Source organism: Pseudoalteromonas sp. Hal040 (genome assembly GCF_037162425.1).
Taxonomy (GTDB): Bacteria; Pseudomonadota; Gammaproteobacteria; order Enterobacterales; family Alteromonadaceae; genus Pseudoalteromonas; species Pseudoalteromonas gelatinilytica.
In genome coordinates this window covers 3,677,915-3,702,199 of the sequence record NZ_JARLUU010000001.1, presented here as the reverse complement: position 1 = coordinate 3,702,199, position 24,285 = coordinate 3,677,915, and the positions used below count along the sequence as shown (strand labels likewise).

Annotated in this window: 21 protein-coding genes, 2 tRNA genes, 3 rRNA genes and 1 pseudogene; 7 read left to right on the top strand and 20 right to left on the bottom strand. The window is 43.8% G+C overall.

What is annotated here, in order from left to right:
• Positions 1-18: 18 nt before the first annotated feature.
• The 12 genes from P4S60_RS17220 to P4S60_RS17165 form a co-directional block, all read right to left on the bottom strand.
• Entirely contained in the window at positions 19-336 is a 318-nt protein-coding gene (locus tag P4S60_RS17220) for a hypothetical protein (protein WP_063700569.1), read from the bottom strand.
• Positions 333-971, bottom strand: a complete 639-nt coding sequence (locus P4S60_RS17215; RefSeq protein ID WP_337116738.1) for a hypothetical protein — start codon at positions 969-971, stop codon at positions 333-335. Before P4S60_RS17215 ends, P4S60_RS17220 begins: the two co-directional genes overlap by 4 nt.
• 71 nt (positions 972-1,042) lie before the next feature.
• Complete coding sequence (locus P4S60_RS17210; protein WP_063700567.1) at positions 1,043-1,735, bottom strand: PspA/IM30 family protein; 693 nt, start codon at positions 1,733-1,735, stop codon at positions 1,043-1,045.
• 24 nt (positions 1,736-1,759) lie between these two features.
• Complete coding sequence (locus P4S60_RS17205; protein ID WP_054563728.1) at positions 1,760-2,173, bottom strand: YjfI family protein; 414 nt, start codon at positions 2,171-2,173, stop codon at positions 1,760-1,762.
• A 79-nt stretch (positions 2,174-2,252) separates the two neighbouring features.
• A complete protein-coding gene (locus P4S60_RS17200) occupies positions 2,253-3,905 on the bottom strand; it encodes a polyamine aminopropyltransferase (RefSeq protein ID WP_442961490.1) in 1,653 nt (550 codons plus the stop codon).
• A 73-nt stretch (positions 3,906-3,978) separates the two neighbouring features.
• The gene (locus P4S60_RS17195; protein WP_054563730.1) at positions 3,979-4,878 is read right to left on the bottom strand and encodes a DUF350 domain-containing protein; all 900 of its coding nucleotides are present in this window, start codon (positions 4,876-4,878) and stop codon (positions 3,979-3,981) included.
• Between the two features lie 30 nt (positions 4,879-4,908).
• Positions 4,909-5,841 carry a CHAD domain-containing protein gene (locus tag P4S60_RS17190; RefSeq protein ID WP_337116736.1) on the bottom strand — a complete coding sequence of 311 codons (933 nt, stop codon included), beginning with the start codon at positions 5,839-5,841 and terminating at the stop codon, positions 4,909-4,911.
• Positions 5,842-6,467: 626 nt separating this feature from the next.
• Positions 6,468-6,582: ribosomal RNA gene (rrf, locus tag P4S60_RS17185) — 5S ribosomal RNA — on the bottom strand.
• Between the two features lie 125 nt (positions 6,583-6,707).
• Positions 6,708-9,591: ribosomal RNA gene (locus P4S60_RS17180) — 23S ribosomal RNA — on the bottom strand.
• Between the two features lie 289 nt (positions 9,592-9,880).
• Positions 9,881-9,956, bottom strand: a tRNA-Ala gene (locus P4S60_RS17175).
• Between the two features lie 42 nt (positions 9,957-9,998).
• A tRNA-Ile gene (locus P4S60_RS17170) sits at positions 9,999-10,075 on the bottom strand.
• 76 nt (positions 10,076-10,151) lie between these two features.
• Positions 10,152-11,692 (bottom strand): 16S ribosomal RNA (locus P4S60_RS17165).
• Together the 16S, 23S and 5S rRNA genes with 2 tRNA genes alongside form the textbook arrangement of a ribosomal RNA operon.
• A 534-nt stretch (positions 11,693-12,226) precedes the next feature.
• Between P4S60_RS17165 and P4S60_RS17160 the strand changes: the two genes are divergently transcribed.
• Entirely contained in the window at positions 12,227-12,760 is a 534-nt protein-coding gene (locus P4S60_RS17160) for a gamma carbonic anhydrase family protein (RefSeq protein ID WP_337116735.1), read from the top strand.
• On the opposite strand, the gene P4S60_RS17155 is transcribed toward P4S60_RS17160, so the two are convergent.
• Together P4S60_RS17155 and aroE are read right to left on the bottom strand one after the other, a co-directional pair.
• Positions 12,757-13,011, bottom strand: a complete 255-nt coding sequence (locus tag P4S60_RS17155; protein WP_337116734.1) for a DUF1488 domain-containing protein — start codon at positions 13,009-13,011, stop codon at positions 12,757-12,759. The genes P4S60_RS17160 and P4S60_RS17155 overlap by 4 nt on opposite strands.
• Positions 13,008-13,832 (bottom strand): shikimate dehydrogenase, encoded by an 825-nt coding sequence (aroE, locus tag P4S60_RS17150; RefSeq protein ID WP_337116733.1) that lies wholly within the window; start codon positions 13,830-13,832, stop codon positions 13,008-13,010. Before aroE ends, P4S60_RS17155 begins: the two co-directional genes overlap by 4 nt.
• Positions 13,833-13,873: 41 nt before the next feature.
• On the opposite strand from aroE, the gene P4S60_RS17145 reads away from it, so the two are divergent.
• The 3 genes from P4S60_RS17145 to P4S60_RS17135 all read left to right on the top strand — a co-directional run bounded on the left by P4S60_RS17145 (position 13,874) and on the right by P4S60_RS17135 (position 16,501).
• Positions 13,874-14,305 (top strand): group II truncated hemoglobin, encoded by a 432-nt coding sequence (locus P4S60_RS17145; RefSeq protein ID WP_054554758.1) that lies wholly within the window; start codon positions 13,874-13,876, stop codon positions 14,303-14,305.
• 81 nt (positions 14,306-14,386) lie between these two features.
• Positions 14,387-15,982 carry a methyl-accepting chemotaxis protein gene (locus tag P4S60_RS17140; protein ID WP_337116732.1) on the top strand — a complete coding sequence of 532 codons (1,596 nt, stop codon included), beginning with the start codon at positions 14,387-14,389 and terminating at the stop codon, positions 15,980-15,982.
• A 66-nt stretch (positions 15,983-16,048) separates the two neighbouring features.
• Complete coding sequence (locus P4S60_RS17135; RefSeq protein ID WP_054554763.1) at positions 16,049-16,501, top strand: hypothetical protein; 453 nt, start codon at positions 16,049-16,051, stop codon at positions 16,499-16,501.
• On the opposite strand, the gene hemF is transcribed toward P4S60_RS17135, so the two are convergent.
• From hemF to P4S60_RS17105, 6 genes are all read right to left on the bottom strand, one after another.
• Positions 16,498-17,448 (bottom strand): oxygen-dependent coproporphyrinogen oxidase, encoded by a 951-nt coding sequence (gene hemF / locus P4S60_RS17130; protein WP_337116731.1) that lies wholly within the window; start codon positions 17,446-17,448, stop codon positions 16,498-16,500. The two genes, P4S60_RS17135 and hemF, sit on opposite strands and share 4 nt — an antisense overlap.
• Positions 17,449-17,450: 2 nt before the next feature.
• Positions 17,451-18,017 carry an L-threonylcarbamoyladenylate synthase gene (locus P4S60_RS17125; protein ID WP_337116730.1) on the bottom strand — a complete coding sequence of 189 codons (567 nt, stop codon included), beginning with the start codon at positions 18,015-18,017 and terminating at the stop codon, positions 17,451-17,453.
• Between the two features lie 34 nt (positions 18,018-18,051).
• Positions 18,052-18,621 (bottom strand): DNA topoisomerase family protein, encoded by a 570-nt coding sequence (locus P4S60_RS17120; protein ID WP_063701474.1) that lies wholly within the window; start codon positions 18,619-18,621, stop codon positions 18,052-18,054.
• Positions 18,622-18,692: 71 nt separating this feature from the next.
• Positions 18,693-19,166, bottom strand: coding sequence for a DUF494 family protein (locus tag P4S60_RS17115; protein WP_054563780.1), 474 nt, complete (start codon positions 19,164-19,166; stop codon positions 18,693-18,695).
• Entirely contained in the window at positions 19,159-20,256 is a 1,098-nt protein-coding gene (gene dprA, locus P4S60_RS17110; protein WP_337116729.1) for a DNA-processing protein DprA, read from the bottom strand. Before dprA ends, P4S60_RS17115 begins: the two co-directional genes overlap by 8 nt.
• Positions 20,257-20,286: 30 nt before the next feature.
• On the bottom strand, positions 20,287-21,405 hold the full coding sequence (locus P4S60_RS17105) for a LysM peptidoglycan-binding domain-containing protein (protein ID WP_337116728.1): 1,119 nt from the start codon (positions 21,403-21,405) through the stop codon (positions 20,287-20,289).
• A gap of 118 nt (positions 21,406-21,523) precedes the next feature.
• On the opposite strand from P4S60_RS17105, the gene def reads away from it, so the two are divergent.
• The 3 genes and pseudogenes from def (at position 21,524) to rsmB (ending at position 24,285) form a co-directional block, all read left to right on the top strand.
• Positions 21,524-22,030 carry a peptide deformylase gene (def, locus tag P4S60_RS17100; protein WP_063701470.1) on the top strand — a complete coding sequence of 169 codons (507 nt, stop codon included), beginning with the start codon at positions 21,524-21,526 and terminating at the stop codon, positions 22,028-22,030.
• Between the two features lie 23 nt (positions 22,031-22,053).
• Positions 22,054-23,006: pseudogene (gene fmt / locus P4S60_RS17095) on the top strand (methionyl-tRNA formyltransferase).
• The gene (rsmB, locus tag P4S60_RS17090; protein WP_119854107.1) at positions 22,999-24,285 is read left to right on the top strand and encodes a 16S rRNA (cytosine(967)-C(5))-methyltransferase RsmB; all 1,287 of its coding nucleotides are present in this window, start codon (positions 22,999-23,001) and stop codon (positions 24,283-24,285) included. The pseudogene fmt and the gene rsmB overlap by 8 nt, the downstream one beginning before the upstream one ends.

Sequence of the window (24,285 nt, the reverse complement as noted above, 5' to 3'; positions counted from 1 at the left end):
AGAAGTAAAGGCAAAACCTTAGCTTTTTTTACTGTGCGCAATGAGTAGTTCTGCCACACGCTGTTTCACAGCACGTTTATCATCAGCAGCAACACCAAACCGCTCAGCCAATAAGGCAATTTCTTCATCATTTAAGTTAAACGATAAACGCTGTCTGGTTTTTTTCGACTTAACGTCGAGCTCCAAAATCTTACGGATCATATCTGATGGTGTAAGCTCTTGGTCAATGGCTTGCTTCTTAATTGATTTTTGCACTTCAGAGCTTAAATCAAACGCCATTTGCGTGGCTCTAACGGCTTGTTCCTGACGCTGCCATTTAGCTTTTGCATCACTCACTTGGCATCCCCAGGAAATAAGTCAACAATATCGCTAATTGGCCTGGTTAACGTCAGTGATACCTCTGTTTCACCGCCTTCCCAAATTTCAATATTTAAACTATGCGATTCATCGTCAGAACTTAAACAGATCATTTCACACGGTTCACCGCCTTCATCTTCATATCGAGGTAAAGGCTTATTACGGTAGTCCTTATTATGGAAATAACACACATAAGGTGCTTCTGATTGCTTGTAGCTCGATGCTAAAAAGTGACTAAAACGTTCTGGGCTATTTTGTACATTAATTGCCGTTAATTCGTCTTCATCAAAAATACGAGCGAACTCATCGAGAGTAAAAATTTCATCAACATCATCGCGTTGAATTTTGATCGCAAAGTTTGCCCATTGTTCACCGTCATCTGACTCAACTTGCAAAAACACCACTTGGCCAGATTCGCTTTCGAGTACCATCTCATACTCTGCACTACGCTGATACTGATACGTTTGCACATCAATAACACGCAGTGTCTGTCCTTTTAACCAGCTTGGGTAAGCGAACGAATCAATCACTGTTAGCATATCACCAACAAGTAATTGGCTTGGATCAGTAAGCTGACGCTCTGGGGCTTTTTTAGATTTGAAAAAGTTAAACATTGGCTGACTCCTTGTTGAAGCAAAAAAGGTAACCCAGTGCGTGGGTTACCTTTTGTTTTTCCGCTAACAGATTAGCTATTTTGCTTTGCTTTAATACGCGCCAAAATATCCGCGCTTTTCGGGCTAGTATCACCAATACCCGCTTCAGCCATTTTCGCTTTTAAATCATCGCCGTTAGTGTCAGCTTCTAATTGCTTAGCCGCACCTAACTGGTCTTGGCGGTCTTGCTGGCGTTGTTTAATACGCTCTAGAGACTCACGTGCTGATGTCATTGATGAGCTATTCGTATTTAGCGTGCTGTTTACAGCCATTGTTGCTTGCTGCACACTTTCTGTCGTTTTAACCATTGTTAATTGACGTTGGTTTTCTTTAATCGACTTTTCAGCTTCTTTAACTTGCTGCTTTAGTTGCACAATGTGGTTACTAAAACCAGCTAACACTTCTTCGTTCTCTGCTTTTTCAGCTTCAAAATCACCGATTTTTTCTGCAATTTCTAATGCGAGTGCTTCGTTGCCTTTTTCAAGTGCTTGGCCTGCATATGCTTCATGTTCAGCAATTGATGCATCTAGTGCGCTAATTTTACGCTTCGTTTGCATCTCTTTTGCCATTACTTCAGTCAGGCTTTTCTTAGCACGTTGTAGGGCATTTTGTGCATCAGCAATTTCTTGTTCAAAGATACGGATACCGTTTGCATCAACAATTGCTTGTCCTGCTTCACGAGCGCCACCACGTACAGCTGTAAATAGTTTCTTTAAAATACTCATAATCTTAACTCCAGAAATTGCTAATTAATCGTTTAAATAAATGGTCACGGCTTCAAGTGCATCAATCGCATTGTCTGCCAGTGTTACCAACTCATGGGTAATATCATCAAACGATGAATTAACCGATAACGCGCCAAAAATAGCGTATTTATCATCAATTTTTGCAAATGCACTTAATGGAATTGGCACATTTAAACGTAGTAACGTTTCGTTTAACTCATTACGCATATCTGCTTGTACTTCGTTTTCAGCAAACAGGTAGCTAATACACAGTAGTTGCTCTTCTGTTTGGGTAACAAAGATAGGTAACTCATCATTCCCATCGACGATAACTTGTAACACATCTTGCTCACCTTCGTTGGCAATCAAGAAAGACTCAAAGCTCACACCTTCTGTTTCAAAAGAAGCCAGTTTGATTGATAGTTCATTTAATTCCATGTCTCACCTTTTTACGTTTTGACATATTATGTCTGAGTTAAGATTTGCATAGCCGACATATTATGTCAACTATAAAATATCAATTTTTGTACAATTCGGTTTCAACTTGCCATGCTTGGCGGTAATAATCATATAAGGTTCCTGAACCTAATCTATTGACTTCAATCGTGTTTACTTGTTCAAAAAAATGATTCGGAAATACAAAAGAAGCCAACAAATATTCTTTGCTTACCCAACGAGATGGCACGGGTAATTCGTGAGTTTCGCGAATTCGCTGACTTGCTGATTTGCCAGCGGTGGTCGCGATAGTCCAACCCCATTGACCAAACGAAGGAATATTTTGTTGGTATTGCTCAACATAACCAAAACCAGCAGCTTTCATTGTTTTAGCAATACTCAAAAATGCTTTCTTCGCATGATAAGGAGATGTTGATTGCACGGCCACAGCCCCGTCAGGCGCCAATAACTGACGTACATGATTGTAAAAATAGTCACTGTACATCTTATTGAGATCAGGGTGATTAGGGTCTGGTAGGTCTATCAAAATAGTGTCAAAGCGCTCGCCTTTTGCCAGCATTGCTTCGACCTCTAAAAAGGCATCTGCAATGCGAATATCAGCACGAGGATCGCTCATAGAGTGTTTATTTAGCGCTGTTAAACGTGTTCTGATTTTCTCTGGCGCATCATAGTCGCCGACATCATTACCAAATAAGTTTAACAGCTGACCATCTAAGTCAACCAGAGTGACATGCTCTACTGGCCACTTCAAAACATCACGCAGTGCAAGCCCATCACCACCCCCGATGATCAACACGCGGTCATGACGATTTGAAGCCAACATAGCAGGATAGACAAGCATTGAATGATAAATTTGCTCATCCACACTTGAGAACTGTAAACGACCATTGAGGTAAAGATCAGTAATTGCATTGGGCTGATTGCGACTCAAACGCTCAGTTAACACCAAATGCTGATACTTAGTTGCTTGCGAGTAGATGACTTTATCTTTGTATAAAACATTGCTTAGGTTTTTCATCCAGCTGGTGCCAAGCACGAGCACAAACGCAAAAAACACCAACAACAGTACATGGCAAACTAACAGTAACTTAGCGAAGCGAACGTGTTGATGATAGCGCCATAAAAATACGAGACCGGCAATAATATTAAACAACGCCGTCCAAGCTGCTGCTTGCATAATTGGCATCGCAAGCATAATGCTCACCCAAATCGCAGCACCGACACCGGCACCGATATAATCAGCCCCGTAAATGGTGCCCGCATTGTTCTCTAAAAAGCGCCCATAGACTTGCTGGCGAATACGCGCAATTAGCGGGATCTCCATACCAATTAATAGCCCAAGTAATAGACCAAACACATAAGGTAAAAAACGAGACCATTCTTGCAGCCTTTCAAACACGTAACCATTAAGTACGGTATCTGCAGGCAGGTTAAAAATTTCTGAGAAGATATGCGGCAATGAATAACTGACAGCGATTACACTCGCTATCGCTAAAATACAGCCCATGCCGACCAAAGCAATTATGCTCTCTAGCCACGCGAAAGCAGTAAATGCATCTTTAAACCAACGTGCTAAAAATGCACCGATACCCATAGCGACAATCATGGTGCCGATCATGGCATAAATGGCACTCTCGACCGAGCCTAAGACACGGCCAGCATAATGAGATAGCAGGTACTCATAAATAAGGCCGCACCCAGCGAGTACGGCCATAACAGTTATTAATAGGAAATCATGCCCAAGTAGATGGGCTCTACTTGGGGCGCTTGTTGTAGTAGACACTTAATTAGGCACCTAACAAGGTTGCCATAGTCGAACCAATCGCAAATGAGATTGCTGCAGAGATAGCTGCCACACCCACGTTCTTCTGGCGGTTCACTTCATCTGAAATATCACAACCAGATAGGATGATTTTGATAGTCACTAAGTGTAGTAAAATGAAAGCAACTAAACTCACTGCTGCACTTAATGCCCAGTAACCTAAACTAGCTACAATGTTGTCAGCCGCATATGGAGCAATACCTGATGCAGCCGTTAATGCCAATGCACTACCCACTAAAAAGCCAGCATAACGAATACCTACTGCTAAATTACCGTCAATAACCGCTTGCTGTAAGCAATCGCCACTGCGATTAGTACGTTTGAATAACTGCACGCGATATTGACTGATCAGAAGCATCGCAATGCTGCCAATGGCAAAAGCTGCGATCACAATTGGAATACCATGCCAACCCTCAGTGGCCACCCAGAATAAAGCTGAGCGAATGACAATCGCCACACTCACCACATGGCCAAAATCAATCAGTGCAGCAGTAGCATTGCCTTTTACGATTTCGTCGTGCAGGCTTACTTTACGAAGCGCTACCTTGTCTTGGAAGAAGTGACCTAGCTTGATAAGCACAATCGCCATCACACCATAACCTAGCATTTGTAATGCTTCTTGTTGTAAAGTCGGTGCAAATGCGCCGCTGCTCACGCCACTTAGAACAATAGCCAGTGCCACAAGTCCTGCCGCAAAGCTAATACCAAACGCAAAATTGTCGCGCTCAGTTATTTCATCATTAGCGTGTAAGTTAGATACCCAACCCTTAATAAATTTTAGGCTGACAAATAAAGCGATAATGATTGCAAAGTCGATTGCTAAAGCTTGCAACGACCAAGTTGTTATTCCATTAAATTCATACATGTGTTGTAACTCCGGTGGTTATTCTTTTCACTACTTACCGCGGCTAATGCCACGTGATGTTCTGCTCGAGCTGTTGCGTAATGACCCAGAGCTTTTACTGTAACTACTGCTAGAAGCATAGCTACTGCGTGTGCGTGGCGGCGTATAGCTGCTACGGCTTAATCCAGATGCACCACTGCGCTTAGTGGCATACGGACTAGTGAATTGTTTACCTTGGCGTTGATAAGACTGTCGAGTACGCGTCTCTACCGTTTGTTGTGCTTTAATCTGTTTTGGGCTCGAATAACGATAACGGCCATAGTCATTGTAATAACTATACTTTCTATGACGGCTCCAGCGACCATACTCAACTCGGTCGAATACATCGCCCAACATGCGATACATCCCATACCAAACCCAAAAGCTGGTACCGCTGCTATTCGTTTGCCATTGCCCATAGTTAGGGTTACCAACTAACTGGTTACCAACACTTTCACCTTCAGCAGCTTCACTAATTGCGCCAACACGTGCTAATGACCCCTGCGACATATCAGCAAGCATATTGATAGGATCTGTCAGCGCATCTTGAAATAAAGACGGTTTGGCAGCATCACGAATGAGATCAAGTTGATGAAGGGTATCTTCATAAGGTGGTATCAGATAAGTAGACTTAACCTCAGCTAAGCGCTGTGTAAGACCTGAATAAATAGCCCCTTCACGAGTCGCATCAAGACTAATTACTCGCGCGATCTCAGAAAGTTGCGGTTGCTGCTCAGCAAGCACCTTGCCGTATTGTTTAAGTATCGTCGCATTACGCAAAGAGCCATTATCAAGCGCTGTACCGAGTTGATTTAATTCAACTTCAGCTTTTTCTATGGATTGTTGTATTGTTTGTTTCAGCTGCTCTTCTTTCGACTCACAGCCCATAAGCAAGCTTACCAAACAAAACAGGCTAATAAGTTTCCAAGCTTTTATTTGAGACATTCATGTCACCTGATTGTGGTTTAAAAACGCAAATAGTTTTACATAGCTCAGGTACTAAACCAAGATTAAAATTGCAACAAAGGGTAAATTGGGTCGTGAATTGCTAGTTAGCGAGGGGAAAGTTTAAAGGTCTGGCGTAGGTTGGGTAGAGCAAAGCGAAACCCAACACAGAGCTATCAGCTTTCATCCGTCAGCTATCAGCTTTGCAGTGGGGTTGTTTGGTTCTGCGTCTCCCTCTGGCTCTGGCTCTAGGTAAAGTGTACTTGTAGGTATGGTTTTAGTCGTGAATGTGTTTGTTATGGTCTGAATTCAGCACTGAAGTGCCTCCTACGGGGGTTTGTTGCTGAGGGTGACTCAGTTACCTAGCAACCCGGTAGATCAACTAACATCTATTATCTGACGTCTGATGTCTCTTGTCTATTCGGCACTGAAGTGCCTACTATGAGGTTTGTTGCTGAGGGTGACTCTGTACTAAACAACCCCACTGTTCAACTTTACCCTTGCTAACTAGCAACTCGCTAACTCGTTGGGTTTCGCCGCGCTCTACCCAACCTACCTGGATGAAAGCTGATAGCTTAAACGCAAAAAAGCCCGACTCTTTCGAATCGGGCTTTCTTTAATTTGGAGCCTGGCGATGTCCTACTTTCACATGGCAAATGCCACACTATCATCGGCGCTGTTTCGTTTCACTACTGAGTTCGGCATGGGGTCAGGTGGGTCCAAAACGCTATTGTCACCAAGCAAATTTGGTTTAATTCGCTCTTTTGAGCAAATTAATAAATTCGGAATTCTGATATTAAGTAAATGTCTACTTTAGTGTCTTAACTTCTGTCTGTTACGCTGTCATAAAACGCGTTTGGCGTTGTATGGTTAAGCCTCACGGGTAATTAGTACAGGTTAGCTTAATGGCTCACACCACTTCCACATCCTGCCTATCAACGTTGTAGTCTTCAACGGCCCTTCAGAGACTTTAAAAGTCTAGTGAGAACTCATCTCGAGGCCTGCTTCGCGCTTAGATGCTTTCAGCGCTTATCAGTTCCGAACGTAGCTACCGGGCAATGCCATTGGCATGACAACCCGAACACCAGCGGTTCGTTCACTCCGGTCCTCTCGTACTAGGAGCAACCCCTCTCAATTCTCAAACGCCCACGGCAGATAGGGACCGAACTGTCTCACGACGTTCTAAACCCAGCTCGCGTACCACTTTAAATGGCGAACAGCCATACCCTTGGGACCGACTTCAGCCCCAGGATGTGATGAGCCGACATCGAGGTGCCAAACACCGCCGTCGATATGAACTCTTGGGCGGTATCAGCCTGTTATCCCCGGAGTACCTTTTATCCGTTGAGCGATGGCCCTTCCATTCAGAACCACCGGATCACTATGACCTACTTTCGTACCTGCTCGACGTGTCTGTCTCGCAGTTAAGCTGGCTTCTACCATTACACTAACCGTACGATGTCCGACCGTACTTAGCCAACCTTCGTGCTCCTCCGTTACTCTTTGGGAGGAGACCGCCCCAGTCAAACTACCCACCAGGCACTGTCCGTAACCCCGATAAGGGGCCAACGTTAGAACATCAAAACTACAAGGGTGGTATTTCAAGGACGGCTCCACAAAAACTAGCGTTTCTGCTTCAAAGCCTCCCACCTATCCTACACATGTAGGTTCAATGTTCAGTGCCAAGCTGTAGTAAAGGTTCACGGGGTCTTTCCGTCTAGCCGCGGGTACACAGCATCTTCACTGCGATTTCAATTTCACTGAGTCTCGGGTGGAGACAGCGTGGCCATGGTTACACCATTCGTGCAGGTCGGAACTTACCCGACAAGGAATTTCGCTACCTTAGGACCGTTATAGTTACGGCCGCCGTTTACCGGGGCTTCGATCAAGAGCTTCGTCCGAAAACTAACCCCATCAATTAACCTTCCGGCACCGGGCAGGTGTCACACCGTATACGTCATCTTGCGATTTTGCACAGTGCTGTGTTTTTAATAAACAGTCCCAGCCACCTGGTCACTGCGGCTCCCGTCCGCTTAGAGAGCAAGTCTCATCACAGATAGGAGCGTACCTTCTCCCGAAGTTACGGTACGATTTTGCCTAGTTCCTTCACCCGAGTTCTCTCAAGCGCCTTAGTATTCTCTACCTGACCACCTGTGTCGGTTTGGGGTACGATTCGGTATAATCTGAAGCTTAGAGGCTTTTCCTGGAAGTATGGCATCAACAACTTCACCACCTTAGTGGCTCGTCTCGTGTCTCAGTCTTAAGAGTCCGGATTTTCCTAAACTCTCAACCTACTCACTTTCACATGGACAACCAACGCCATGCTTGTTTAGCCTGCTCCGTCCCCCCATCGCAATTATACCAAGTACGGGAATATTAACCCGTTTCCCATCGACTACGCCTTTCGGCCTCGCCTTAGGGGTCGACTTACCCTACCCTGATTAACATGGGATAGGAACCCTTGGTCTTCCGGCGTGCGGGTTTTTCACCCGCATTATCGTTACTCATGTCAGCATTCGCACTTCTGATACCTCCAGCATACCTCCCGGTACACCTTCAACGGCTTACAGAACGCTCCCCTACCACTCAAAATAAATTTTGAATCCGCAGCTTCGGTGCATAGTTTAGCCCCGTTACATCTTCCGCGCAGACCGACTCGACCAGTGAGCTATTACGCTTTCTTTAAAGGATGGCTGCTTCTAAGCCAACCTCCTGGCTGTCTGGGCCTTTCCACATCGTTTCCCACTTAACTATGACTTTGGGACCTTAGCTGGCGGTCTGGGTTGTTTCCCTCTTCACGACGGACGTTAGCACCCGCCGTGTGTCTCCCGGATAGTACTTTACGGTATTCGGAGTTTGCAAAGGGTTGGTAAGTCGGGATGACCCCCTAGCCTTAACAGTGCTCTACCCCCGTAAGTATTCGTCCGAGGCTCTACCTAAATAGATTTCGGGGAGAACCAGCTATCTCCCGGTTTGATTAGCCTTTCACTCCTAGCCACAGGTCATCCCCTAACTTTTCAACGTTAGTGGGTTCGGTCCTCCAGTTGATGTTACTCAACCTTCAACCTGCCCATGGCTAGATCACCGGGTTTCGGGTCTATACCTTGCAACTCAACGCCCAGTTAAGACTCGGTTTCCCTACGGCTACCCTATTCGGTTAACCTCGCTACAAAATATAAGTCGCTGACCCATTATACAAAAGGTACGCAGTCACCCTCGAAGGGCTCCTACTGCTTGTACGTACACGGTTTCAGGTTCTATTTCACTCCCCTCACAGGGGTTCTTTTCGCCTTTCCCTCACGGTACTGGTTCACTATCGGTCAGTTGGGAGTATTTAGCCTTAGATGATGGTCCACCTATATTCAGTCAAAGTTTCACGTGCTCCGACCTACTCGATTTCACTTAAGATGCATTTTCGTGTACGGGACTATCACCCTGTATCGTCAAACTTTCCAGAATGTTCCACTAACACATAATAAGCTTAAGGGCTGGTCCGGTTTCGCTCGCCGCTACTTCCGGAATCTCGGTTGATTTCTGTTCCTACGGGTACTTAGATGTTTCAGTTCTCCGCGTTCGCCTCGTTAACCTATGTATTCAGTTAACGATACCTGCAAGCAGGTGGGTTTCCCCATTCGGAAATCCTAGTCTCAAGCGCTTTTTACTAGCTTGACTAGGCTTATCGCAAGTTAATACGTCCTTCATCGCCTCCAACTGCCAAGGCATCCACCGTGTACGCTTAGTCACTTAACCATACAACCCAAACGGGTCTTTGTTAGTGACAGCTGTTAACTTCGCCAGAAGTTAATTCATCAAATAATGATGAGAATACTAAAGTAGATACCGATTAATCATTGCTGATTAACTGGCATATTTTTACTTTTGAAAACTCTTTATAAATAACAATGTTATCTATAAGAATTTTAATATCAGCTTTCCAAATTTTTAAAGAGCAAGAGAATAAACTTCTCAAAATTAAACACACTCTATTCTCAAGCAGTTTATTACCTGATTAAGAATGTTTATTTTTAAGGAGTAAAAGTGGTGGAGCTAAGCAGGATCGAACTGCTGACCTCCTGCGTGCAAGGCAGGCGCTCTCCCAGCTGAGCTATAGCCCCACATATGCTGGTACTTACTGTTTAGTTGCCACTTCAAAGAAGTGGTGGGTCTGAGTAGATTTGAACTACCGACCTCACCCTTATCAGGGGTGCGCTCTAACCAACTGAGCTACAGACCCGAACAATAAGTGTTGTTCTCTTTACAATTAACAATCATCTGTGTGGACACTACGAACAAATAAGTTCTAAATCGTATAAGGAGGTGATCCAGCCCCAGGTTCCCCTAGGGCTACCTTGTTACGACTTCACCCCAGTCATGAATCACTCCGTGGTGAACGTCCTCCCGAAGGTTAGACTATCCACTTCTGGAGCAACCCACTCCCATGGTGTGACGGGCGGTGTGTACAAGGCCCGGGAACGTATTCACCGCGTCATTCTGATACGCGATTACTAGCGATTCCGACTTCATGGAGTCGAGTTGCAGACTCCAATCCGGACTACGACGCACTTTAAGTGATTCGCTTACCCTCGCAGGTTCGCAGCACTCTGTATGCGCCATTGTAGCACGTGTGTAGCCCTACACGTAAGGGCCATGATGACTTGACGTCGTCCCCACCTTCCTCCGGTTTATCACCGGCAGTCTCCTTAGAGTTCCCGACCGAATCGCTGGCAACTAAGGATAGGGGTTGCGCTCGTTGCGGGACTTAACCCAACATCTCACAACACGAGCTGACGACAGCCATGCAGCACCTGTATCAGAGTTCCCGAAGGCACCAAACCATCTCTGGTAAGTTCTCTGTATGTCAAGTGTAGGTAAGGTTCTTCGCGTTGCATCGAATTAAACCACATGCTCCACCGCTTGTGCGGGCCCCCGTCAATTCATTTGAGTTTTAACCTTGCGGCCGTACTCCCCAGGCGGTCTACTTAATGCGTTAGCTTTGAAAAACAGTTCCGAGGAACCGAGCTTCTAGTAGACATCGTTTACGGCGTGGACTACCAGGGTATCTAATCCTGTTTGCTCCCCACGCTTTCGTACATGAGCGTCAGTGTTGACCCAGGTGGCTGCCTTCGCCATCGGTATTCCTTCAGATCTCTACGCATTTCACCGCTACACCTGAAATTCTACCACCCTCTATCACACTCTAGTTTGCCAGTTCGAAATGCAGTTCCCAGGTTGAGCCCGGGGCTTTCACATCTCGCTTAACAAACCGCCTGCGTACGCTTTACGCCCAGTAATTCCGATTAACGCTCGCACCCTCCGTATTACCGCGGCTGCTGGCACGGAGTTAGCCGGTGCTTCTTCTGTAAGTAACGTCACAGCTAAGCGCTATTAACACTTAACCTTTCCTCCTTACTGAAAGTGCTTTACAACCCGAAGGCCTTCTTCACACACGCGGCATGGCTGCATCAGGCTTGCGCCCATTGTGCAATATTCCCCACTGCTGCCTCCCGTAGGAGTCTGGGCCGTGTCTCAGTCCCAGTGTGGCTGATCATCCTCTCAAACCAGCTAGGGATCGTCGCCTTGGTGAGCCATTACCTCACCAACTAGCTAATCCCACTTGGGCTAATCTTATGGCGTGAGGCCCGAAGGTCCCCCACTTTGGTCCGTAGACATCATGCGGTATTAGCAGTCGTTTCCAACTGTTGTCCCCCACCATAAGGCATATTCCCAAGCATTACTCACCCGTCCGCCGCTCGTCAGCAAAGTAGCAAGCTACTCTCTGTTACCGCTCGACTTGCATGTGTTAGGCCTGCCGCCAGCGTTCAATCTGAGCCATGATCAAACTCTTCAATTAAAAGTTTTTTGAAACCGAAGTTTCGTGCTCAATGAATTCTGTATAAATTGACTATATAGTCACTCATAAGAAATTGAGACTCTAAATTTGTTTGCGTCACTTAGTAAACTAAGCTTCGCTGTTAGAACTCAACCTGTACGAGTGCCCACACAGATGATTGCTTTATATTGTTAAAGAACATTGCGACGTTGTCGCTAGGGATGCGTATAATACATCCTTAATTTTTCGAGTCAACACTTAATTTCAAACTTTCTTTCGATTATTTGAAACCGAAGTTTCACTTAACTCTCTGCTACGTTGTTCAGCGCCTTTCGTTGCTGCCCGCCGTGTCAGTGGGGTCGCATTATAGGGAGATGGAATTTTTACGCAAGCACTTTTTTCAATAAAATTTAAAAAAACCTACTGTTCGCTCAGCTTTTGAACTAAACACCCTAAAACTGGGTGTTTTGCAGTCAATTTAGGCCTGTTTTGGTGTATTTATTTGCTTCGCTGTTACACTAGACTGAGCGCATTTTAAAATTAAAAGGTGAATTTATGACTATCCGTTCTTATAAAGGGATCACTCCGACATACGATAATAGTGTTTATATTGATGAGTCATCGGTTTTAGTGGGTGATATTACGCTTGGTAAAGATTCAAGTGTATGGCCTCTTGTTGCTGCGCGAGGTGATGTTAACTTTATACGTATTGGTGAACGTACGAACATTCAAGACGGCAGTGTTTTACATTTAACCCGTGCCTCTAAGTCAAACCCAGATGGCTACCCTCTTATTATTGGTGATGATGTCACTGTTGGTCATAAAGTTATGCTACACGGCTGCCAACTTGGTAATCGTATACTTGTTGGTATGGGCGCAATTGTGATGGACAACGCAATTGTTGAAGATGATGTGATCATTGGTGGTGGTTCACTAGTACCACCTAACAAGCGTTTAGAGTCAGGTTACCTCTATATAGGTAGCCCTGTAAAACAGGCTCGCCCTTTAACAGAGCAAGAGCGCGCCTTTTTAAAAATCTCTGCTGATAATTATGTTCAGCTTAAAGATGAATACTTAGCTGAGGACTAAAACACCTCGGTTAATTCGATTTGTCCTGCCGAGTTATATTGCTCATCTTCGATCAGTTGCTCGGCGAGCTCTTCGTAATCGAAACGATAAGATTCAAAGTAATTTACTGCACTGCTTTGATCTGCAAAATCATACTTGCTGGTATTAATAACACACTCCACCATCAAGCCACTTACTTGTGCGAAGAATACCAACTGCATTTCTTCAGCCTTAAATTCGAGTCTGTCTATAAATTGGATAGCTTGATTCACGCAATTTCTCCTGCTTTAAGCGCGGTAACAACGGGAATAATTTCTGGCATTTTATTGCGCCATACAAAATAAGCTTGTGCCGCTTGGCCAACTAGCATGCCACAACCATCGAGTGTTAAACATGTTGGGTTAATCGACTTAACCCAACTGATAAATGCGGTATCGTCATTGGCGTAAAACATATCGTAAGCGCACTGACATTTAACAACGTGGTCTTCTGCTATACCAGGTAAGTCTCCCGTTACGCTACTTGAGGTTGAATTAATCACCACATCATAGCTGTTTTCTGGAATATCATTCAAAGCAAAGCCCTGCACATCTATTTCACCATTAAAATGACTCGCTAGCGCCTTTGCTTTTTCTACAGTACGGTTGGCTATTATTAAGCTTTCGATTTGCTCATTCAATAATGGCTGAATGACGCCTCGCGCCGCACCACCAGCGCCAATAAGAAGTACTCGCTGCCCTTTTAAGGTGACATTATTGGCTAAAAGATCTTTAACAAGCCCTACACCATCGGTGTTATCACCCAGTAGGCTACCATCTTCGAGTTGCTTAATCGTGTTTACTGCTCCGGCAATTTTCGCTTGCTCTGTGAGTTCATCGACCATGGCAAACGCTTGTTCTTTGAATGGCAAAGTGACATTAGCCCCTTTACCACCCGCGACGAAAAACTCAGCGACAGTTTTTTCAAATGCATCTGTTGGTGCTAAAATGGCGCTGTATTGTATTTGCTCGTTTAATGATGCAGCAAATTGTGCGTGTATTGCGGGTGATTTCGAATGTTTTATTGGATTTCCAAAAACCGCGTATTTGTCCATAGTGAAGCAACCTCTTCGCCCTGTAGAGCTTTATTAATATTATGATTAAACGACTTTTTTCTAAATCGAAACCAACGCCTGAAACACCTACCCCAGAAAAAACACCTTACGAAATTATTGGCGGTGAAGCAGGAGCTCGAGCAATTGCAAATCGATTTTACGACATAATGGCCACAGATGAATACGCCAAACCATTATATGATATGCATCCGCAGCCTTTAGACAGAATTCGCCAAGTATTCTTTGAGTTTTTATCTGGCTGGCTGGGTGGGCCTGACCTCTTCGTCGAAAAATATGGTCACCCAATGCTAAGAAAGCGTCACATGCCTTTCCCTATTGATCAAGACTTACGTGACCAATGGATGCATTGTATGAATAAAACGCTTGATATCGAGATTGATAACCCACTACTGCGCGAGGGGTTAAGACAATCGTTATCGCAACTAGCCAGCCATATGATCAATCAAAACTAACGAAGCTTTGCGCTATATCAATGTACGCTTTTTCTAAATAAAGATAATAAATTTTCCTTAATTTAGAAAAAGCGTCGTCGAATGAAGTCTATCCAATTTAAAATTTATGCCTTGTTAGCACTAACAGGGGTATTGGTATTATTTGCCAGTATATTTAGTAGTGCCCAACAACAACATGAATTAGCACGAGATACCGTTGAAAGTAACATAAAACTGCTTGCCGATAATTACTTCGATTCTATTAATACCATGATGCTGACAGGCACCATGGCTAATCGCGAAATTCTAAGTACTAAATTAAGAAGCCATCCTAATATTGAAGATGCCCATATCATTCGTAGTCCAATCGTTAATAAAATTTATGGGCCAGGAAATGCCAACCAAGTTGCGACTAACAATGCTGAGCGAAAAGCACTAACAGGCACTGAAGCACTATTTATTGATAATCAAAATAGTACGATGACTTATCTAAAACCTATGTTTGCTCGCAGTGACTATAAAGGAACAAACTGCTTAGGCTGCCATCAAGCACAAGAAGGCGATGTGTTAGGTGTAGTAAAAATTAATTATTCATTGGCTGATATTGAGCAAGAAGTATCGCAAAACACCTTAATGAACACGCTACTATTAGCGGCTATTTTCATTTCGGCTTTCTCACTACTAGCAGTGATGTTTAGAAAAATTTTCATAAAACGCTTAAAAGTCATTAGCCATACCATGCACTTGGCAACCACCAATAAAGATTTAAGCCTCACGATAGACGACAATAATAATGACGAGCTTAGCTCTCTTGCCACCAGCTTTAACCACATGATAGGCGCGTTTAAAGATAATATTGCCCAAGTCTCCCATTCTTCTAAGGTATTGATCCACTCAGCCGAAAGCATTTATGCCTCAGCGGATGCTACCGAGCAAGCGATCTTAAAGCAAAAGCAAGGGACAGATTCGGTCGCTGCCGCCATCAATGAACTAGAAAGCTCATCAAGCGAAGTAAAGAACACCACCCATTTTGCGTCTGAGAAGTCTGAGCACAGTAATCAACTTGCACAACAAAGCTTACATGTTGCTGAGCACACTGAGCAAAGTATTAATCAACTTGCGGCAGATGTTAGAGCAGCTGCTGAGCAAGTAAGTCAACTGCAAACCCAAACGTTAGACGTTGGTAAAGTACTCGAGGTGATCAGTAGCATTGCCGAGCAAACTAACTTACTTGCACTTAATGCTGCCATTGAGGCGGCTCGTGCTGGTGAAGCTGGCCGAGGCTTTGCTGTGGTAGCCGATGAAGTACGTACTTTAGCGACCCGCACCCATGACTCAACCGACGAAATTCGCCGCACTATCGACAAACTACAAAGTGAAGCGGCACAAACCGTAAATACCATGAATAACTCTTGCGAAGAAGCAGACGAAAGAGCAGTGCAAGTTAAGCAAGTTGCTAAAGCTCTTCGTGATATTTCTTCACAAATGAGCGAAATAAACCAACTTAACGTGCAAATTGCTGATGCCACTGAACAGCAAAACCTTGCGGCAGAAGAAATTAACCAAAGCGTTATAGCAATTAGTGACAATGCCGAGCACTCATTAGTCGATGCCCATGAAAACCAAAAAGTCAGTGAAGAGCTGTTGTCGTTAGCTCGTTCACTGGATGAGCAAGTAAGACGCTTCAAATTAAGCTAAATTGCGCACTTTTCGTGCAACTGCTAGAGTTGTTATATACATTTCATAGTAAATAAGGATGTTTAAATGAAATTTATAACAACTCTTTTAGTCTGCATTGGAATTATTGCGGCGTTACTATTTACCTATCAGCACAGCGTGAATGATACTGCTGATCAACTAAGCACGATTGATCAATATATTTATCAGGATGATATTCAACAGATTGCTCAATCTCTTATCAGTCAAGATAAAACCTCACAGAGCGATAAACATGAACAAAGCATTGTTGATGGTTTTGATAAGCTTATTCAGCACCCTGAATATTTTGAGGTGAAACTTGATTTCTATGCCTGTGATATTAGTCAATGCTTAACACAGGTTAGTGCCCCCATTGATACACCATCTGATAAGTTAGAGATATTAAAAGCAGAAGTGCTATTTAGTGTCTTAGCAGAGCTGCCTAACAGTGACAGTGTCGCCACCCTCGTTGAGGGTGACAACACAATGTTGATTAGAGTGGTTTCAATACTTGATTAAAGCTGCCACTGGCGTGCAACTAACTCTGATTCTTTGCTATTTAACCAATCTTGTGGGCGTAAATAGTACTGATACAGCTTAGCTTCTGGGCTATCTGCAGCAGGTACATAGTTATACTCCCAACGTGCTAATGGTGGCATCGACATCAAAATTGACTCAGTACGTCCGCCGGTTTGTAAGCCAAATAATGTGCCACGGTCCCAAACAAGATTAAACTCAACATAACGACCACGACGATACAGTTGGAAATCGCGTTGCTGTTCAGTTGTTGGCGTGTCTTTACGGCGCTCAATAATAGGAAGGTAAGCATCTAAATAGCCATTTCCTACCGCCTGCATAAAGGCAAAGCTTTGTTCAAAGCCGAGCTCATTTAAATCATCAAAGAATAAGCCACCAACACCTCGTGTTTCGTCGCGGTGTTTTAAATAAAAGTATTCATCACACCAGTTTTTATATTTGTCGTATACCGCTGCACCGAATGGCTGACACAGATCGCTAGCCACCTGATGCCAATGTTGTACGTCTTCAAAAACAGGGTAATAAGGTGTTAAATCAAAACCACCGCCAAACCACCAAATTGGCTCTTCACCTTCTTTTTCGGCAATGAAGAAACGCACATTGGCGTGACTCGTTGGAATATGTGGATTATTCGGATGGATCACTAATGACACACCACATGCATGAAAACTACGACCGGCGAGCTCTGGACGATGCGCTGTTGCAGATGCTGGCATTGAAGCACCAAATACATGCGAGTAGTTTACCCCACCCTGTTCGATGACATTACCACCTTGGATAACACGAGTACGGCCACCGCCGCCTTCTGCACGTTGCCAATTATCTTCAACAAATTTTGCTTTGCCATCGGCACTTTCAAGACCCTTACAAATTGTATCTTGTAAGGCCATTAAATAGGTTTTAACTTGTTCGAGTAACTCGCTTTGCATGTTTATCCTCTAAATACTTTGCCGGTCGCTGCGTCTTTGATCACACTTGGTTGGCTATTACCACCTAACGGCTCATCAACATAAAAATCTACCGTGTCAGCAAATTCGCTTTTCGCTTGTGCAATAGTCATTACCGTTTCTTGACCAGTTAAGTTTGCACTTGTTGAAACCAACGGTTTACCAAATTGCTGACACAGGGCTTTTACTGTTGGATGATCAGTAACACGTACCGCAATAGTATCAAACTGACCCGTTAACCACTTTGGCGTTTCTTTTGCTGCTGGCATCACCCAAGTGATAGCACCTGGCCATTGTGAGAAGATATCAGCACGTTTATCCATGGGGATTTTGGCATCATCTACATACTTTAATAACTGGCCATAATTGTCAGCAATTAAAATTAAGCCTTTTTCTAAAGGACGTTGTTTGATGGCTAAAAGCTTTTCAACCGCAGCTTGATTATCAGGATCGCAACCAAGACCAAAAACAGCTTCGGTTGGGTAAACAATCACACCGCCTTGCTGCAAAGCGTCAATTGCATTGGCTGGTTGTGCAACAGGATCAGACAAAGAAACTCTCCTAAATAAACAAATTAAAAGTGCATTAAGATTCGACTAACTTATGCATACACGACTTCTGCGGGCATTGTAACACAACACCTGAGGCAGTTTTCTTTTCGGTCATAATTGGCCACTGACAGGCAGGACACTCGGTCGCCACAGGTTTATGATTAAGCGTATATTTACAGCGCGGATAGCCATCACAAGAATAAAAGGTTTTGCCAAACTTATTACTACGCGCAACCAGCTGGCCTTTTTTGCATTTCGGGCAAGCAGGTAATTGGGGGGCATCGTCAGGTTCTTCATCATGTGCAATATAGTGGCACTCGGGATAGCCAGTACACCCAATAAACATGCCGTAGCGGCCATTTTTAATTACCAATGGCTTGCCACACTCTGGGCAGGCACTGTCTTCGAGCACCTTTATTTGTTGGCTATCATGATGAGCTAATGGGCGTATGTAATCACACTTAGGGTAACTGGCACAGCCTAAAAACGGCCCTGACTTTGAGTTGCGCATAACCAATTCAGAACCGCATTTAGGGCAAACCTCATACTCTTTTTCGAGTGCATGTTTATCTGCAGAAAAAAGAGAATGGTCGATTTTACTCATAAGATTCCTGTGGGGTTGGCTAATTTTCGCCTAATATACCCAAACTCAACAAAGATACAAGCAAAGTCGAATTAATGTAATACATCGGCTGGCTCGTCAAATATTAAGTCTTCCATTTGTGCATAAGCTTGCTCTGACCCTGGTACATTAAATAACACCATAAGCACCACCCACTTTAGATCTTCCAAAGAAATAAATGGTTTATCAAGAGCGCAAAGTCTATCTATCACCATTTCGCGGGTTACAGTGTTAATCACACCAATTTGCTCGATAAACATTAAAAAGCCGCGACACTCAACACTTAACATTTGGCATTCACTATCAGTGTAAATACGCATGGCATGTTGTGGTTGGGCATTAAGGTACGGGTAGATATCGCTTTGTTGTAAGTCAGCAAGTTGCTCTAGCCAATCAAGGGCTTTGTAGATTTCAGGTTTATTGAAGCCAGCACGAACTAACTCATCGGTAAGTTCGTTCTCTTCAGTAAAGATTTCAGCTTCACTATGGATATAGTTTTCAAAAAGATACATGAGGATGTCAAACATGTTTATGTCCTCCAAGTCTTATATAACCATCTAGTACTCGTTCGATTTTATCTGCGAGCTCTAGGTCGAGTAACCGAGCTTGTACTTCGTCTACAGGTAATTGGCTGCGCTGTGTAATTTGGTCAACACTTGTTACCTCATACCCTATACTTTTGAACACTGGGCAGTCGGGTTCATCTGCTATAGGCTGTTCTATACTATATAGACTGTTTTCACAGAAAAAGCTCACTTCATCAAGAATATCACTAATATTTTCTGTCAATTTAGCGCCTTGCTTAATTAAAAAATGACTTGCCTCTGAAAGTGGGCTTTTTATCGAACCCGGCACAGCAAACACGTCTTTATTTTGCTCAAGTGCATAGCGTACGGTAACCAAAGAACCGCTTTTAATTTGCGCTTCGACAATCAACACACCTAATGACAATCCAGAGATAATACGATTTCGGCGCGGAAAATTAGCAGCATTAGCAGCGGTGCCAGGCAAGAACTCTGAAACCAATAAACCCCGCTCTGCAACCTGTTTAATGAGCAAACTATGGCGTTTGGGATAGGCAATATCGATACCCGTACCTAGTACAGCAATGGTATTGCCTGAACCAGCTAGTGCGCCTTTATGGGCTGCGCCATCTATGCCCATAGCCATACCCGATGTCACTGTCATGCCAACAGCAGATAATTGGTGGGCAAACTCAGCAGCAATTTCAAGCCCTGTCGGTGTGGCATTACGGCTACCAACAATTGCTATTTGCGGTGACCGTAATAGTTCTGTGTTACCTAAACAAAACAATAAAATAGGTGCGCTGGCTATTTGCTTAAGTAAGGGCGGATAGTTGCTATCAAAATAACTTATAACTTTGATTTTGAGCGTTGCTATTAATGCTTGGTAGTGGGCGACTAATTGCCAGTCGGTGTTAACTAAGTTATCGGCTTGGCTTTGTGATAAGCCCAGCTGCTGAAGCTCTATACTAGATAGCTTAAATAGCTTATCCAATGGCTGTTTTTGACTTAATGCAATAAGGCTCTTTATCCCAAGCCCTTTACATAAATAAAAGGCAAGCCAATGGGATAGCTTGCCTGAAACCTGTGTCATGCTCCCTCCTTAGAGCGCCCAAATTGTGAGTTAGTTTATAACTGCATAATCTCCAACTCGGATCGGGTGCTGATTCTTCACAATCAATGCATAGCTAACGTTGTCATATACCTTAAACACCATTAACTCACCGACTTTTTCCTTTGGCATGTGCCATACATTACTGTCTTCATCGCTTTCAATTCCTAACACATCATTTGCATCAGTCATAAACTTCTCAAGACTGTTAGAATCTTCGCGATAACGAGGACCATTGCGGCCGTCATACACTTCAGGTGATTGACGCTGAATATCGAGTACAAAACCCGGTTTCACTTGGTCTGAACCTAAGTTTAGTACAACAATATCCATGGTACTAAATTCACGCATTTCATTAGCTGACGCGATAATAGTGCCATCTAAAGTCGTTTCAGGGCGTTTCATAGTGAAGTAGGCTGGCAACATTTGCCCTTCCATCGCAGGCATTAAAAAGTCATGCGGCTTAATTTCTTGTTTTACCAACTCAACTTTCACTGAAGCAGGCACGCCATTTGCCACATCACCGCTTCTAAATGAACGAACAATCGCCACTAATTCAGCTTTATTCGCCAGTACTTCATTGGTATTTGGATCGACAAGGTCGTTTCCTTTACGGTATACGCCATAAGCCTCGTTAAGTGTTAAATCACCTTTAACATAAAGGGTATGACCCATAGTATTCATTTTGGTATTAACACTGGCACCGAGAATATACGGTTTTTCTGCAATAATATCGGCGCTAATCGCTTGTTCATAACTCAAATATGGACGTAACAATTCTAAAGGCAATGTCGGCACTGCCTGCTTACCTTTTGGTGTAATTCGCCCTTCAGGAGAGAGTTTTTTATAACGCGCATTTTTAACTAAACGAGGATTTCCGTCTTTATCGTAAATTAAAGTGAGCGCATCACCCGGGTATATTAAATGCGGATTCGCAATTTGTGGGTTCATCTGCCACAAATCAGGCCATTGCCAAGGTTCGTCAAGATATACGCCCGAGATATCCCAAAGCGTGTCGCCTTTTTTGACAACGTATTGTTTTGGTGCATCTTTTTTTATTGTTAAAACATCAGCAGCTACCGGAAAAGCACTGCTAATGGCTAACAAAGCCGCAACTAGTGGGTATCTCATTTGGCTTCCTTGAGTTGTTTTTAGATTATTATCGACCAAAACCTGTTAAAGGTGAACACGAATGGCTAAAATAAGAGCATACAATACCCTAAATGAATCACAAGTGTAAAAGGTAACTATGGCTAGGTTAGAAGTTTTAAGATTTCCGGATGAGCGTTTACGTACAATCGCGAAAGAAGTACCAGAAGTAAACGATGACGTTCGTCAAATCGTCAAAGACATGCTTGAAACCATGTATGACGAAAACGGTATCGGCTTAGCAGCGACGCAAGTAGATATCCACCAGCGAATTGTGGTGATCGACGTATCTGAAGAGCGCGACCAACCGTTAGTATTAATCAACCCAGAAATCACCAAAAAAGATGGCTCAACGGTGAGTGAAGAAGGCTGTTTATCTGTTCCTTATTCATATGCAAAAGTTGACCGCGCAGAAACTGTCACGGTTAAAGCGCTTAATGAAAATGGTGAAGAATTCAGCCTAGACGCTGACGAGCTATTAGCGATTTGTATTCAGCATGAGCTTGATCACCTTAAAGGCACCCTATTTATTGATTATCTATCGCCTTTAAAGCGCCAACGTATCCGTAAAAAGCTTGAGAAAGAAGCAAAGCTGGCTGCTAAATAATTAGTTAATCAATAGGAATATCTGTGACACAACCATTACGCATTATTTTTGCTGGTACGCCGGACTTCGCGCGCGCCATTTACAAGCACTGATTGACTCAGAGCACGACGTTGTTGGTGTATATAGCCAACCAGACCGCCCAGCGGGCCGAGGTAAAAAGCTAAAAGCCAGTGAAGTTAAAGAGCTTGCACTTGCTCATGACTTACCTGTTTATCAACCGCAATCACTAAAATCAGATGACGCACTTGCAGAGCTTACCAGCCTGAACGCCGATATTATGATTGTGGTGGCGTACGGCTTACTGTTACCAAAAGCAATTTTAGATGCACCGCGCTTAGGCTGCTTAAACGTGCATGGCTCAATTTTACCGCGCTGGCGTGGTGCTGCACCGATCCAACGTGCTATTTGGGCTGGTGACAATGAGACCGGTGTAACAATAATGCAAATGGATGAAGGTTTAGATACCGGCGATATGCTGCATATCAGCCGTTGCCCGATTGATAGCACAGAAACCAGTAGCTCTTTATACGATAAGCTAGCTGCACTGGGTCCTGATGCACTGATCAATACTATCAATCGTCTTGCTGCAGGTGAAATCACACCAGAAAAGCAAGATGATGCACTGGCAAATTACGCCAAGAAGTTATCAAAAGACGAAGCCAATATTGATTGGTCAATGGATGCTGCGCAAATTGAGCGTAATATCCGTGCCTTTAATCCATGGCCTGTTTGCTTTACTGAAATGGCAGGGCAAACAGTAAAAATTTGGCAAGCAGAGGTTGTATCGCAAACTGCACAAGCCGGTAAAATCATTGCTGCTGATAAGCAAGGTATTACCGTTGGCTGTGGGCAAGATGCACTTAAAATCACCCTTCTTCAACCACAAGGTAAAAAACCAATGGCTGTGAGTGACTTTTTAAATGGTCGCAGTGATTGGGTTGAACCTGGCTCAGTATTAGGTCAAAGCAATGAGTAATGTAAGAGCACTTGCTGCTGAAACCCTTTACAACGTGGTCGATAAAGGCGCGTCGTTGAATCAAGAGCTGCCTTTTGCAAGCCAAGGATTATCGCCGAAAGATAAAGCCTTACTACAACAAATTTGCTACGGTGTGCTGCGTTATTTACCTAGCCTAGAAAATTATTGCCAGCAACTTTTAGATCAACCACTAAAAGGTAAGCGCCGTATTTTCCAGTTTTTGTTGTATGTGGGTATTTACCAACTTCAACATATGCGTGTACCGCCTCATGCAGCAATCAGCGAAACAGTTAATGCGCTTCAGCAAATGCGTGCACTGGGTTTAAAAGGCCTGATTAACGCGATTTTACGTAGTTTCCAACGTGAACAAGCAGAGCTTGAAGAAAAAGCGCAGCAAATTCCTGTTTGCAAATTTAACCACCCTGGTTGGTTTATCAAACAAGTTACCGCTGCTTACCCTGATAACTGGCAAGAAATTCTTGAAGCGAATCAGTTGCAAGCACCTATGTGGTTACGTGTAAACCAATCGCAATACAGCACCCAAGAATACAGCGAAATGCTTAAAGCAAATGATATTGAGCATACCCTTAATGCTGATTTTCCTGATGGTATTAAACTAGCTAAACCGTGTGATGTGTACGCATTACCAGAATTTGATACTGGTGCCTGCTCTGTTCAAGATGCCGCGGCACAATTAGCAGCACGCTTTTTAGATCCACAAAATGATGATGTCATTTTAGATGCGTGTGCAGCGCCAGGTGGTAAAACGTGCCATATCCTAGAGCTTGCCGATGCCGATGTATTAGCACTTGATAGCGACAGCGAACGCCTAGAACGTGTTAAACAAAACTTAGTGCGTATTGGTTTAGCTGCCGATTTACAATGTGCCGATGCTTCACAACCGCATATCTGGTGGGATGAGCAGCAATTCGACCGTATTTTGCTTGATGTGCCTTGTTCAGCAACTGGCGTGATCCGTCGTCACCCTGATATTAAATGGTTACGTCGTGCATCTGATATTGAAGATCTGGCTAATTTACAAGGCGATATCTTAAATAGCATCTGGCCTCTACTTAAGCCTGGTGGTACGTTAGTTTATGCGACCTGCTCTGTATTACCGCAAGAGAACCAACAACAAGTTGCTAAGTTCCTTGCCAATAATCCAAGTGCTGAACACATACCATTGCATGAAAACGACACCCCTACGTTACCTGGCCTGCAATTATTGCCTGGTGAAAGTGACGGTTTCTATTATGCAAAGCTAGTTAAAAAACACTAA